This window comes from Streptomyces sp. NPDC029296, assembly GCF_055569255.1.
In genome coordinates this window covers 89,908-102,981 of the sequence record NZ_JBVHXT010000002.1, presented here as the reverse complement: position 1 = coordinate 102,981, position 13,074 = coordinate 89,908, and the positions used below count along the sequence as shown (strand labels likewise).

Below are 13,074 nucleotides of genomic sequence, written 5' to 3'. Positions count from 1 at the left end.
CCCGAGCGAGAAGAGGGACAGCGATGGCGCAGGACGAGGCGCGGGTCACCGTGGTGATGCCGACGTACAACGAGGCGGCGAACCTGCCCGGCATGGCCGAGGCCGTGCTCGCGCTGCCGCTGGACGGGCTGCATCTGAAGGTCGTCGACGACTCCAGCCCGGACGGCACCGGACGGATCGCCGAGGAACTGGCCGGGGCGTACAACGGCGCCGGCCGGGCCCGGATGAGCGTGCTGCACCGCGCCGAGAAGGACGGGCTGGGCCGGGCGTACACCGCCGGGATGTCCGCCGCGCTGGAGGAGGGCGCCGAGTACGTCGTCCAGATGGACGCCGACGGCAGCCATCCCGTGGAGGCGGTGCCCCGCATGCTCCGGGCGGCCCGGGCCTCGGGCGCCGGGCTGGTGGTCGGCAGCCGGTACGTCGAGGGCGGCTCGCTGGACGAGGAGTGGGGCGCCCACCGGGTGCTGCTGTCCCGGTTCGCCAACCGGTACGCGCGCGCCGTCCTCGGCACCGAGATCAAGGACATCACGGCCGGTTTCAACCTGTGGTCGGCGCGGACCCTCGGGGACGTGGGCCTGACGTCCGTCGACAGCGCCGGTTACAGCTTCCAGGTGGAGCTGAAGTACCGGGCCGTCCGGGCCGGGCACACGGCCGTGGAGATCCCCATCCGGTTCGCCGAGCGCGCCGAGGGCGAGTCCAAGATGACGCTGCGCACCCAGCTGGAGTCGGCGGTGCTGCCCCTGAGGCTGCGGCTGAAGCGGTACTGACGGCCGGCGCGGGCTACCGGGCGGCGGCCTGGGCCTGGGCCTGGCCGCGGCGGTGGATCTGGTTCACGGTGAACTGGGCCAGGTCGTTGCCGGCGCCGAAGACGTCGGTGTCCTTCTTGGTGACGTCCTTGCCGGTGGTGAAGCCGGAGATCGTGAAGTAGGCGTAGCGGCCGTAGGCGTTGCGCGTGGAGCGGCAGAAGGCGCCGTCGCAGAACGGCTTGACGCCGCCCTTGCCGAACAAGGAGCGGACGATGGACCGGTCGTCGGTCTGCGCCTTGGCCTTGGCGGCCCGCGCCGCGTCGTCGAAGACGGCGACGCCGACGGTGACCGCGATGTCACCGTGCGTGTAGGTGGCGCGCATCAGGCGGGTGCAGCCGTTGGCCGTGAGGATGCCCGGCAGGGTGCCGCCGGCCACGGAGGCGCAGCCCGACGTGTCGTCCGTGGTCCCCTTCTCGTACACGGTGCCGCCGACGGTGAGCCGCTTGCCGGGGAAGAGCGTGCCGGGGCCGAGCGGGGCGGTGTCCTTCTCGGCGCTGGAGATGAAATCCCCGGGATTCAGCGGCGGCGGGGCGCTGGTCGGCGCGAAGGACGGCGTCGCGGAGCCGGACCGGGAGGCGCCGGTGGGCAGGGTGCCGGGGCGGGCCTCGGGATCACCGCCGTCCGCGGAGACCACGGCCACGGCGACCGCGGCGCCTATCGCGAGGGTGGCCAGCACCCCGCCGGCCGCGAACAGCAGCTTGCGGCGCTTGTTCCGTGTCTCGGAGGCCTCGGCGAGCGCGGCCCAGTCGGGCGTCCCGTCGTCGTCTCCGCTGTTCCGCGGCTGCTGGGAATGCGGTTTCCAGGGATCCCACTGAGACTGGGGTCCCCCCTGCCCGTAACTCATGGGGCGCATCTTAGACGGGGGGCCGGGGACACGGGGGCCGTGCGGCGACCCGCCTCGTTTTGACCCGCCCGGGTGCCGCCCGGTAACCTACTTCTTCGTTGTGTATTGGCTTGCTCATTCTCACGGGACGGGCCCTTACACCGGTCCACCGGGCCGATGACCAGCGACCCCACACACGCGGTTTGCGTCGCCGCCGTGGGTCTAGGCTGTCGTGATCGTTTCGGTGACCTTGTTTAGGACCATTCACTCGAAGCGAAGGCTACGAACCGTGCGTACGTACAGCCCCAAGCCCGGCGATGTGACGCGCCAGTGGCACGTCATCGACGCTCAGGACGTTGTCCTGGGTCGTCTCGCCACCACTGCTGCGACCCTCCTCCGGGGCAAGCACAAGCCGATCTACGCGCCGCACGTCGACGCTGGTGACTTCGTCATCATCATCAACGCGGACAAGGTGCACCTGTCCGGCAACAAGCGGACCCAGAAGATGGCCTACCGCCACTCCGGCTACCCGGGTGGTCTGCGCTCCGTCCGCTACGACGAGCTGCTGGACAAGAACCCGGAGAAGGCCATCGAGAAGGCCGTCAAGGGCATGCTCCCCAAGAACTCCCTGGGCCGTCAGATGCTCTCGAAGCTGAAGGTCTACAAGGGTGACCAGCACCCGCACGCTGCCCAGCAGCCGGTGCCGTTCGAGATCACCCAGGTCGCGCAGTAAGTCCGGCCACCCCCTAAGACTGAACAGAATCTGAGGAGAATCGTGGCCGAGACCACTGCCGAGCAGCCGCTCGAAGAGCTTGACATCGACAGCTACACCACCGAGTCCGAGGTTCCCGTCGAGGGCGAGTACACCTCGGAGTCCCTGGCCTCCCGCTTCGGCGAGCCGCAGCCGGCCGCCGGCCTGGGCCGCCGCAAGAACGCCATCGCCCGCGTCCGGATCGTCCCGGGCACCGGCAAGTGGAAGATCAACGGTCGCACCCTCGAGGACTACTTCCCGAACAAGGTGCACCAGCAGGAAGTCAACGAGCCGTTCAAGGTCCTGGAGCTCGAGGGCCGTTACGACGTCATCGCCCGCATTGCCGGTGGCGGTGTCTCCGGCCAGGCCGGCGCGCTGCGTCTCGGTGTCGCCCGTGCGCTGAACGAGGCCGACGTCGACAACAACCGCGGCCCGCTGAAGAAGGCCGGCTTCCTGCGCCGCGACGACCGCGCGGTCGAGCGGAAGAAGGCCGGTCTGAAGAAGGCCCGCAAGGCTCCGCAGTACAGCAAGCGCTAAGCTTCGCTGCCTGCTCGTACGTGGTACGGGCTTCGGCCCCGCGTACTCCGAACGCCCCGGCGGCACGCCACATGTGCCTCCGGGGCGTTCGCTTATCCCAGCCAAGGGCGTATAACGGCACAAGACGCTCAAAGGCTTGTGTGATCGGATGCCGGGCGCCTGCCACCCCGACGCGGCGCGGTCCGCTTCCGACATCGACGCTTCCTCAGGAGGACAAGTGGGACGACTCTTCGGCACGGACGGCGTGCGCGGTGTCGCCAACGCGGATCTCACGGCCGAGATGGCGCTCGGCCTCTCCGTCGCCGCGGCGCACGTACTGGCCGAGGCGGGCACCTTCGAGGGCCACAAGCCGACGGCGGTGGTCGGACGGGACCCGCGCGCGTCCGGGGAGTTCCTGGAGGCGGCGGTGGTGGCCGGTCTGGCCAGCGCGGGCGTGGACGTCCTGCGGGTCGGCGTGCTGCCGACGCCCGCGGTGGCGCACCTGACCGGCGCGCTCGGCGCCGATCTCGGCGTGATGCTCTCCGCCAGCCACAACGCCATGCCGGACAACGGCATCAAGTTCTTCGCCCGCGGCGGCCACAAACTCGCCGACGAGCTGGAGGACCGGATCGAGGCGGTCTACGACTCCCACCGGCACGGCGAGCCCTGGCAGCGGCCGACGGGGGCGGGCGTGGGCCGCGTACGGTCGTACGACGAGGGCTTCGAGCAGTACGTCGCCCACCTGCTGGCGGTGCTGCCCAACCGGCTCGACGGCCTGAAGATCGTCCTGGACGAAGCGCACGGCGCGGCCTCGGGGGTCTCGCCGGAGGCGTTCGCCCGGGCCGGCGCCCAGGTCGTCACGATCGGCGCCGACCCCGACGGGCTCAACATCAACGAGGGCTGCGGCTCGACCCACCTGGACCTGCTCAAGGCCGCGGTCGTCGAGCACGGCGCGGACCTCGGCATCGCGCACGACGGAGACGCCGACCGCTGCCTGGCCGTGGACCACACCGGCGAGGAGGTCGACGGCGACCAGATCCTCGCGGTGCTCGCGCTGGGGCTGCGGGAGCGGTCCGCGCTGCCGTCCGACACCGTGGTGGCCACCGTGATGTCCAACCTCGGCTTCAAGCTGGCGATGGAACGCGCGGGCATCCGGCTGGTGCAGACGGCCGTGGGCGACCGGTACGTCCTGGAGGAGATGAAGGAGCACGGCTACGCCCTCGGCGGCGAGCAGTCCGGGCACGTCATCATCCTCGACCACGCGACCACCGGCGACGGCACGCTGACCGGCCTGCTGCTGGCGGCACGGGTCGCGCAGACCGGCCGTACGCTGCGGGAGCTGGCCTCCGTCATGGAGCGGCTGCCGCAGGTCCTGATCAACGTCCCGGACGTCGACAAGTCGCGGGTGCGCACGTCCGCGGACCTCGCCGCCGCGGTCACCGAGGCGGAGCGCGAACTCGGCGAGACCGGGCGGGTGCTGCTGCGTCCGTCGGGGACGGAACCGCTGGTGCGGGTGATGGTCGAGGCCGCGGACATCGAGCAGGCCCGGGCGGTCGCCGGACGGCTGGCCGACGCCGTCAAGTCGGCGCTGGGCTAGTTCCGGGCCGTCGGGGCGGGGGCAGAGCCCGCGCCCCTCACGGGCGCTGCCGCCGGTACCTCCAGAAGTATTTCTGGGCGAGCAGCGTGACGGTCCCCGCCAGGACGATGCCCAGCAGGTTCAGCAGGAGCTGCACGGTCGAACCGCTGGTCTGTGACATGTCGCCGTAGGCCAGCGCCACCGCCGCGTTGGCCGCGGCCGGGACCGTGGTCACCGAGATGGCCACGCCCACCAGCGCCCCCGACTTCGCGGAGGTCAGCGAGAGGGTGCCGGCGACGCCGGCCAGGACCGCCACGATGAACGAGAAGGCGTCGGGGGCGTACACGAACGCGGTGTTGGGCCGGTCGCCCTCCAGGGCGGACCGGTGGAAGAGGCCGAGGACGTCCATGAGCACCGTGAAGCCGACCGTCACCGCCATCGCCCCGGCGAAGCCCACCAGCAGAGCGGTCAGCGACCGCAGCGCCAGCCGCGGCCGGCGCCGTACCAGCGCCGTGCTGATGCCGGCCAGCGGGCCGAACTCCGGCCCCACCGCCATCGCGCCCACGATCAGGATCGCGTTGTCCAGGACGACACCGCAGGCGGCGATCATCGTGGCCAGGGTGATGAAGGCGAGGTAGGTGACCGTCAGGGTCGACTCCTCGTGGGTGGCCTCGGTCAGGCCCTCCCACAGCACCGCGTCCGCGCCCTCGCCGGGCGCCGCCTCCTCGGCCTCCTCGGCCCGCCGGGACAGCGACAGGCCGATGTCGTCCACGGCGATGGAACCGGTGTCCTCCAGGCCGAGGCGCCGCAGCCCGGCGATGAGTTCGTCACCCGCCTCGCGGGCCACGTCGCACAGCACGAGGTCGCCGGCCGGGTCGCGGGCGGCGCCGGGCAGGACGACGAGGTGGGTGGTGCCGACCGTCCGCTCGATCAGGCCCACCACCTCCCGCGTCGTCCCGGCCGGGGTGATCAGACGCAGATGCAGCATGCGCCCATCCAACCGGACCGGCTACAGCTTGCGCAGCCGCAGCCGCTGCACCGTGTGGTCCGGGCCCTTGCGCAGGATGAGGCCGGCCCGGCCGCGGGTCGGCGCGATGTTCTCCACCAGGTTCGGCTTGTTGATGGTCCGCCAGAGCATGCGCGCGTACTCCAGGGCCTCCTCCTCGGAGACCTGGGTGTACTTGCGGAAGTACGACGACGGGTCCTGGAAGGCCGTCCGGCGCAGCTTGCGGAAGCGGTTCAGGTACCAGCGCTCGATGTCCTCGGCGCTCGCGTCGACGTACACGCTGAAGTCGAAGTAGTCGGCGAGACCGACGCGGGTACGGCCGTCCTTGCCGGGCAGGGCGGGCTGGAGGACGTTCAGGCCCTCCACGATGAGGATGTCGGGGCGGCGCACGACGAGCCGTTCGTCCGGCACGATGTCGTAGATGAGGTGGGAGTAGACCGGCGCGGACACCTCGGCCTTGCCGGCCTTGATGTCGGCGACGAACCGGGTCAGGGCCCGGCGGTCGTAGGACTCGGGGAACCCCTTCCGCGACATCAGGCCGCGGGCCTCCAGCTCCCGGGTGGGCAGCAGGAAGCCGTCCGTCGTCACCAGCTCCACGCGGGGATGCTCGGGCCAGCGGGACAGCAGGGCCTGGAGCAGCCGGGCGACGGTGGACTTGCCGACGGCCACGGAGCCGGCGACGCCTATCACGAACGGGGTGCCGGACTGGGAGCCCTTTTCCCCGAGGAAGGTGTTCAGCGCGCCGCGCAGGCCGTCCGTGGCGCCGACGTAGAGGTTGAGGAGCCGGGAGAGCGGGAGGTAGATGTCCCGCACCTCGTCCAGGTCGATGACGTCACCGAGCCCGCGGAGCTTCTCCACCTCCTCGGCGGTGAGCGGCAACGGCGTCTTGTCGCGCAGCGCGCTCCACTCGGCGCGGGTGAGATCGACGTAGGGAGTCGCCTCCGGCCTGTGCCGGTGGGCGCTCCGGGGCATCGAGGAGACCGGTGAGATCACAGTCCATTGTTAACGGAGTTTGAACGGGGTGGCGGGGTGGGGTGCGTCACGTGACCTTGCGGGCCTGCCTCGGGGTGCGGGGGAGCGACTGGTCCCATGCCCGGGACGGCCGGTGCCGTCCGTTCTCCACGCCGTCGGCGTCATCCTCTTCCTGCGGGAAGGACGTCGAGCTGTCCCAGTACGTCGGTGACGTGGTCCTCGCCGTAACCGAGCCGCCTGGCGAGTTGCTGGTAGCGGCTGTACTGCTCTTGGCCGAGGGGCGGGGCGGTCATGTGGAGCACCCGCAGCAACAGCCGGAAGCCGAGGTCGGCGTCCGCACCGGTGACGACCTCCTCGACAGCGGCCAGTGCGCTCGCGCCGGGAATCGGCTCCCAGTGCGGGCTGATGTTCACATCCGTCAGGAGCGGTGCCGCTTCGCGCACCTCCCACAGCACGGCGTCCCGCATACCGGTCCGGACGGGCGGTGCGGCAGGGCGGTACCCGGGAGCGATTTCCACCAGGCGTTCCTCACACACCTCTTCGATCAGTCGGAGCCATTCCCTCGCGTCGAGTCCGAGCCGGTCGATGTTGTAGCCCCGGCCTGAGGCGGACAGCCACAGGATTTCGATCGTCTCGGTGGGCAAGGAGGAGTCGACCAGTCGGCGTGCGTCCGCGAGCAGCAGTGCCGCTGCCGAGCCCGGGGTCTGGGCGCTGTCGTCGGCGGCCGCGGCTCGCTGCACACGTTCGCGTGCCGTGCCCTCCCGCCAGTCTCCTTCGAACCACGCCGTGAGCGCCGAGAGGCCGAAATCCCCCGAGGCGTCGCGGCGCGCGGGGTCGATGGGAGGCCAGAGCACGTGGAGACCGGCGTACACCAGCGGCCCGGGGAAGCCGAGTGCGGTGTCCAGCGCCATGAGACGGTCGTACTGTTCCTTGCCGACGGGTACGTCGTACTCCTTCAACACGCGCAGGAACAGCCGCAGTGCGAGGTCGCCGTCGCCCTGCCGGGCGACCGCAGCCAGCGACTCGGCGACGGCCCCGGAAGGCAGCGTGACATGGGCACTGCCGGCGATGCCTTGGTCGAGCGCGTCGGACGACGCGCGGATCTCCGCGGCGACGGCTGTGCGTAGTTCCTCCTCGGCGATGCCGGGCCGGGTGAGCCAGTCCGCGGGGGCCCGCCCGCGTTCGGTCCCCGGCCAGCGTTCGGCGAGTCGGAGCAGCCAGCCCCGGACTCCCCTCTCGCACTGTGCCGGATCGAAGCGCCCGTGCGTGGCGGCGAGCCATGCAGTGCGGATGATGTCGTCAGACAACGGTGAGTCCAGGAGGCAGCGCACGTCGACTCCCAGCTCGACCGCGCCCTCGCCCTCGGCGACAGCGGCGACTTCGGAGGCGAGGTGCAGCGATTCCTCCTCTTCGCGGCGTCCATCCGTCAGTGCCAGTCTTTCCGCGAGCGCACTGAGGCCGAAGTCGCCCTCGTAGAGAATGCCGTATTGCTCACGCTGTCTCGCCATGATGGACCGCTCCGCCTTCGGAGGACGTTGTCAGGTGGGCCCGTCCGTTGCCGGGCGGGCCCGCCACGGGTCGATGTCAGCCGTTCACGCCATGTGTCCCGGTGCCCGTCGCACGTCTACCTCTTGGGCAACGGATACGACGTGTACACGATGAAGCCGTCATGCCCCCTCTTGCCCGGAATCCTCTTGAGGACTACTCGAACCTCGTTCCCCGCGGCCTCCGGGGGACCGCTCGCCTTGTACACGGTGCCCAGCGATTCGTATCTGTCCCATTTACCCGTGATCGGAAACTCGGCTTCTTCCGCCCACCTTCCCCGCTTGGCCAGGAAGTTGTCCAGCGCTGCGCGTCTGGCGGCATTCTTCTTGCCGTTGGGGAAGAAGTACTGGGCGAGGACCCGGTCGACGGCCTGCTGGGCGGTATCGGCGTTGGTCCACACCGTGCTGATCGGGGCCCGGCCCCTGCGCAGGTTTTCCGCGGCGTCGCCTTCGGCCTGGCTGGGAGAGCGGTTGACGTGCTTCGAAAGGGTGTGCGCACCTGTCTCTGGGTAGAGAGCCTCGTCGCTGAGGTTCGTGCAGTTGTGGACCAGCAGGTCCTTCGCGTGCCGCCCCCTAGAACGTACGTAAAACGTGTGCAGGTCGTCGACGGTCAGATCGTAGACCTGCTGGGAAATCAGCCCGGTAAGGTCACGCAGAGCGATTACGGGCTGCAGAAGTCCATCGGCTGTACGCAGCCGTTCCCCGACGCGTAGGTCGGAAACGCGCACCCAGCCGCGCTCGGCCACGTACACGCGGTGTCCGGTCGTGCTCCTCAGAGTGCTGCCATTGGTCAGGGTGATGTCGACCAGATGGTCCGCGCTGTGCCGGAAGGTGTCGGTGACCGGCTCCGGCCGCGCCTGACCGGAGGCCGGGTCGGTGGCCAGCACCAGATCCCCGACCCGGACGTCCTTGATCGATTGCCGGGTACCGTCAGCCATCAGCACCTGGGTGCTGCCCGGGAAGCTGTTCCGGTTGCACGAGGTCACGAGCTCCTCGTAAAGCTCGACCTCCCTCTCGATCGCCGCGACCGCTGTCGCGTCCACGCCTTCGAGTGCCTTGAGGGTCTTGAACGCGTCCCGGACGCCGACGCCGGTGACGAAGGCGGCGTCCACGGCGCGCAGTGCCTCCGCGATGGGCCGGATGATCTTGCCCGCGGACAGGGAGATGGTGTCCAGGGCCGCCCAGGCGCAGCCGCCCAGGCTTCCGCTCTCACCGCCGGGGACGATCTTCTCGGCGCAGTCGATCCAGCTGCCGAAGAGGATGTCGACCGGGTCGATGTTCTCCTGGTACTCCTCGATCGTGATGTTGTGCGAGACCGTCTGGGACAGGTCCTTGACCGTGACCTGGCCCAGGTAGCTCGTCGCATCGGTCGGGCAGGTGTACTGCTGCGGGCTCGGGGCCTCGTCGGCGCAGAGGTACAGGTCGAGGGTCGCCGTGAACCGGATCCGCGAGGTGATCGTGCAGTCGCCCGTGTAGTAGAGCTTGCTGATCCAGCTGTCGCAGCTCTTCGTCTTGCTCACGACCTCCGGGCCGCCGGCCTTTTCGATTTGGTCGACGACGTAGTACACGTTGCCGATGGGGCCGTGTTCGTCGGCCACGGTACCGGTGTCGATCTTCTTGGCCTTTTCGGCCTTTTCGGCCCTGTCGGCAGCCTCCTGGGCCTCCTTGGCGTACTTGTCGGCGTCCTTCGCCGCCTGTTCGGCCTCGGTCGCGGCGGTGTCGGCGCGGTCGGCCGCGGCCCGGGCGTCCTTCGCGTCCTGTTCGGCCTGGACGGCGGCGGAGCGGGCGGCTTCGGCGTCGAGCTCGGCGGCGTCGGCGGAGGTGCGGGCGTCCTTGGCATGGCTCTCGGCCTTGCCCGCGGCCTTGTCAGCGGCCTCGGCGTCCTCGGTGGCCTGTTCGTCGTACTCGACGGTGCGGGCCAGGGACGAAGCGGCGGCCGAGGCGGCCTTGGCGGCGTCGGCCGCGTAACCGAGGGCCTCCTTGGTGTAGGTGCGGGCGTCGGAGGCGTACCGGGCGGCGCCGGCCGCGTGCTGATAGGCCTCCTTGGCGTCTCCCTTGGCCTGGTCGGCCAGGTCCGTGGCGGCCTGTGCCTCGGCCGCGGCCTTCTTGGCGTGTGCGTCGGCGACGGCCTGCTGCTGTTCGGCGATCGACTTCGACGCCTGCCCGGTCAGTACGACGAGCCCTGCGGCCGAGTCGGTGCCGGCATAGGCGGAACCGAGCTGGATCGCGTCGTTGGCGGGAGCGGCGACCTGCCTGGCCGCTGTATGGGCGTCCGCGGCTGCCTGGGCGGTGACATGGGCGAAACCGGCGGCCTTCGCCGCGGCGGCCACCGCCTTGCCGGCCTCCTGGTTGGCGGTGTCCGCCTGTGTCTTGGCGTCCTTGGCGTGTTTGTCGGCCTCGTCGGCGAGCTTGACGGCCGTCCTGGCCTCGGCTGCGGCGTTCTGGGACGCCTTGACAGCTCCCGCGGCGGCGCTGGTGGCGGTCCTGACTGCCGCGTCCGCCTTCAGCTTGTCGGCCTGGGCGGCGTCCGCGTCGGAGCGGGCTCGTTTGGCCGCCGCCTCGGCACGGGTGGCCGCGGCATCGGCGTCGGCGGCAGCCTGGGTGGCGGCATCGGCTTCCGAGCGGGCACGTTTCGCCGCGGCCTCGGAATCGTCGGCGGCCTTGTCCGCCTCGTTCGCAGCAGTGCGGGCCGCTTCGGCGGCGTCACCGGAGTCGAGCGAGTCGGCGTATGCCTCCTCGGCGTAGGCCTTGGCACGGGCCGCCTCGGCCTTCTGCTCGGCATCCCAGGCGTCGTTGCGCATCTCCTGAGCGTGGTCGCGCGCCTTGACCGCGTCGTCCCGCCTGCTCTTGGCCGACTTCTCCGCGGTCTCGGCCTTGTCCTTGGCGTCCTTCGCCTCCGTCGCCTCCGACTCGGCGTTCTTCTTGTGGTCGGCGGCCTCGGCCCGCTTGGCCGCGGCCTTCTCCTTCTCCGCCTGGGCCGTTTTCTCCTCGGCCTCGGCCGCGAGCCGCTTGGCGTGCGCGTCGGCGGCAGCCGCCCTGGCATCGCCCTCGGCCTTGAGCGCGTCGGCGAGCCTGGCCTCCGCGGTTTCCTTGTCCTTCTTGGCGTTGTCCCGGTGGATCCTGGCCGCGTCCGCGGCCGTCTTGGCCTGCCACTCGGCCGCCTTCGCGGCCTCCTTGCGGAACTCCGCCTTCGCCTGCGCCGCCTGCGCCAGCGCACGCTGGGCGATGGTCGCGCTGTCCCCGGCGGCGGCACGGGTCGCGGCGTCGGCCGTCTCACCGGCCTTCTCCAGCGCCTCCAGAGCAGCCACCACTCCCTTGGTGACCTGGTCCTTCTGCTGGCCCACCAGGAGCCCGCGGCCTCGAGGCGCGCCATTGGCGTCAGCGATGTCGTACGCGGCCTGAACCGCCGAGTCCGACAAGGCCGCGGCCTGCCGTGCGGCCGCGAGCTGGGTCCTGATCACGGCACGCTGCGGCCGGACGCTCAGCTGGGCGGCGGCGATCCCGAGTCTTGCCTTGTCGAACTGGGCCTTGTCCGGGTAGTCCGTCCTGTCGGTTCCGTTGTGGTCCAACGGCGTGATGTCGAACTTCTGCGCGTCGGTGCCGTTGCAGGTGTACAGCTGGGCGTCGTTGCCGTTGTCGAACGTGTGCAGGTCCAGGCACTTTCCCGTACCGGTGTTCTGCAGACTGGTGGCACCGCGCACGGTGGACTGCCAGGTCTGGGCCGGGGAGTTGTTGCACGACCAGACCTGGATCTTCGTGCCGTTCGACGGGGCGTTCCCGTCGACGTCAAGGCACTTGAGGGCCTTCAGGTTCTGCAGGTGGAGGCTGTCGTCGCTGCCGTAGAGCTCCCACTTCTGCGCGTCGGTGCCGTTGCACGTGTAGACCTGGACCGGCGTTCCGTTGTCCGTCTTGCCGCCCTGGACGTCGAGGCATTTGCCTTGTGCGGCGTGCACCTCGATGACGGTCGGAGCACTGCCGATCCAGCCGAGGCCGCCCGGCATCCAGTAGGCCTGCCAACGCGCGAGGCGGTCCGCGGCCCAGGAGTTGCCCAGCATGTCACCGAGGGCCTTCGCCCCCTTGGCGAGGGCGCCGACGGCCGTCTTGTTGGCGTCGAGGATCTGATTGCGCTGGGCGGCCTGGGAAGTGATCTCCTGCTGCCACTCGCCGGCAGCGGCGGAGGTGATGTCACCCAGTACGTTGTCCGGGTCCAGCGGGTCACGCCAGCCGCACGCGGCGAAGCGCGACTTCATGTCCTCCACGGCGATACGGAACTCCGGCGTTCCCGGCTGGGGTGCGGTACGCGGGAAACCACCGGCGGAGAGGAAGACACGGGCATCGTCAGCGCCCGCGTGGTCGCCCGAGTCGAGCATTCATTCGAAGGCTTTGTGCTCGTCGTACGCGCGTTTCCATTCGGGCCAGTGACCCGGGACCAGATCGGGGTCCTTCGCGTACAACGGATTGCCGAGCCCCTCGACAGCCTTGCGGGTCTTGTCGTCGGCCTTCGGAGTGGCGTCCTCGTAGAAGTCGGCGCCGGTTTTCCAGAACCGGTCGGCGACCCAGGCGGTCAGACCCGTTTGGTTGTAGAACCCCTTCTCGCCGTCGGGCGGCGTGGAGAAGTCGTAATAGGTGAACCCGGCGGGCGCCGAGAGGCCGTCGAGGGGTTTCGCCCAGCCCTCCCGTAGGGCGGCGAGATCGCCCAGCTCCTTGTCGGCTGTGACCCGGTCCTTCTTGAACGCGTCAGCGAGCGGGGTCTGCTCCCAATGCTGCCGGTCGGCAAGGACATGCAGCTTGTCGGCGGGCTGGTTCAGTCCGTCCTGCGCGATCGCGGCCATCGACGCGCCGCCCAGCCGCAGGACTTCGCCCATCAGGCACTGGTCTTGCCGCAGCTGCTCCGCGGCAGTGTCCTCGTACCAGGGGTAGGAGTCGGAGACCGGCTCGGTGGACAGCCGGACCGCACCGGGTTGTGCCGCGGTACCGGCCACAACGGCCAGTGCGGCAACGGAGGTGACCGCGAAGGTCAGACCGCGTAATCTCCGCTTTCCGGGCAGGCGTAAGTACGGATTGATGCGCACAGAACGTT

The 13,074-nt window shown here is 70.2% G+C and carries 10 protein-coding genes; 4 read left to right on the top strand and 6 right to left on the bottom strand.

What is annotated here, in order from left to right; all coding sequences use genetic code 11:
* Positions 1-23 precede the first annotated feature (23 nt).
* A complete protein-coding gene (locus ACZ4W9_RS01910) occupies positions 24-767 on the top strand; it encodes a polyprenol monophosphomannose synthase (RefSeq protein WP_467932524.1) in 744 nt (247 codons plus the stop codon).
* A 13-nt stretch (positions 768-780) separates the two neighbouring features.
* Here the strand turns inward: ACZ4W9_RS01910 and ACZ4W9_RS01905 are convergent, their stop codons facing one another.
* Positions 781-1,650, bottom strand: a complete 870-nt coding sequence (locus tag ACZ4W9_RS01905) for a hypothetical protein (protein WP_467932523.1) — start codon at positions 1,648-1,650, stop codon at positions 781-783.
* A 268-nt stretch (positions 1,651-1,918) separates the two neighbouring features.
* On the opposite strand from ACZ4W9_RS01905, the gene rplM reads away from it, so the two are divergent.
* The 3 genes from rplM to glmM all read left to right on the top strand — a co-directional run bounded on the left by rplM (position 1,919) and on the right by glmM (position 4,493).
* Positions 1,919-2,362: a 50S ribosomal protein L13 gene (gene rplM, locus ACZ4W9_RS01900; protein ID WP_014674395.1), complete on the top strand. Its 444-nt coding sequence runs from the start codon at positions 1,919-1,921 to the stop codon at positions 2,360-2,362.
* A gap of 42 nt (positions 2,363-2,404) precedes the next feature.
* Complete coding sequence (gene rpsI / locus ACZ4W9_RS01895) at positions 2,405-2,917, top strand: 30S ribosomal protein S9 (RefSeq protein WP_003998795.1); 513 nt, start codon at positions 2,405-2,407, stop codon at positions 2,915-2,917.
* Positions 2,918-3,134: 217 nt separating this feature from the next.
* Positions 3,135-4,493, top strand: a complete 1,359-nt coding sequence (gene glmM / locus ACZ4W9_RS01890) for a phosphoglucosamine mutase (RefSeq protein ID WP_467932522.1) — start codon at positions 3,135-3,137, stop codon at positions 4,491-4,493.
* Positions 4,494-4,530: 37 nt separating this feature from the next.
* On the opposite strand, the gene ACZ4W9_RS01885 is transcribed toward glmM, so the two are convergent.
* From ACZ4W9_RS01885 to ACZ4W9_RS01865, 5 genes are all read right to left on the bottom strand, one after another.
* Positions 4,531-5,460, bottom strand: a complete 930-nt coding sequence (locus ACZ4W9_RS01885) for a DUF389 domain-containing protein (RefSeq protein WP_467932520.1) — start codon at positions 5,458-5,460, stop codon at positions 4,531-4,533.
* 21 nt (positions 5,461-5,481) lie between these two features.
* Positions 5,482-6,450, bottom strand: coding sequence for a type I pantothenate kinase (gene coaA, locus ACZ4W9_RS01880; RefSeq protein WP_467932760.1), 969 nt, complete (start codon positions 6,448-6,450; stop codon positions 5,482-5,484).
* A 161-nt stretch (positions 6,451-6,611) separates the two neighbouring features.
* Entirely contained in the window at positions 6,612-7,958 is a 1,347-nt protein-coding gene (locus ACZ4W9_RS01875) for a hypothetical protein (RefSeq protein WP_467932519.1), read from the bottom strand.
* Positions 7,959-8,074: 116 nt separating this feature from the next.
* Complete coding sequence (locus ACZ4W9_RS01870) at positions 8,075-12,364, bottom strand: RICIN domain-containing protein (protein WP_467932518.1); 4,290 nt, start codon at positions 12,362-12,364, stop codon at positions 8,075-8,077.
* Positions 12,365-13,066: a hypothetical protein gene (locus ACZ4W9_RS01865; protein ID WP_467932516.1), complete on the bottom strand. Its 702-nt coding sequence runs from the start codon at positions 13,064-13,066 to the stop codon at positions 12,365-12,367. It lies immediately after the preceding gene.
* Positions 13,067-13,074 lie beyond the last annotated feature (8 nt).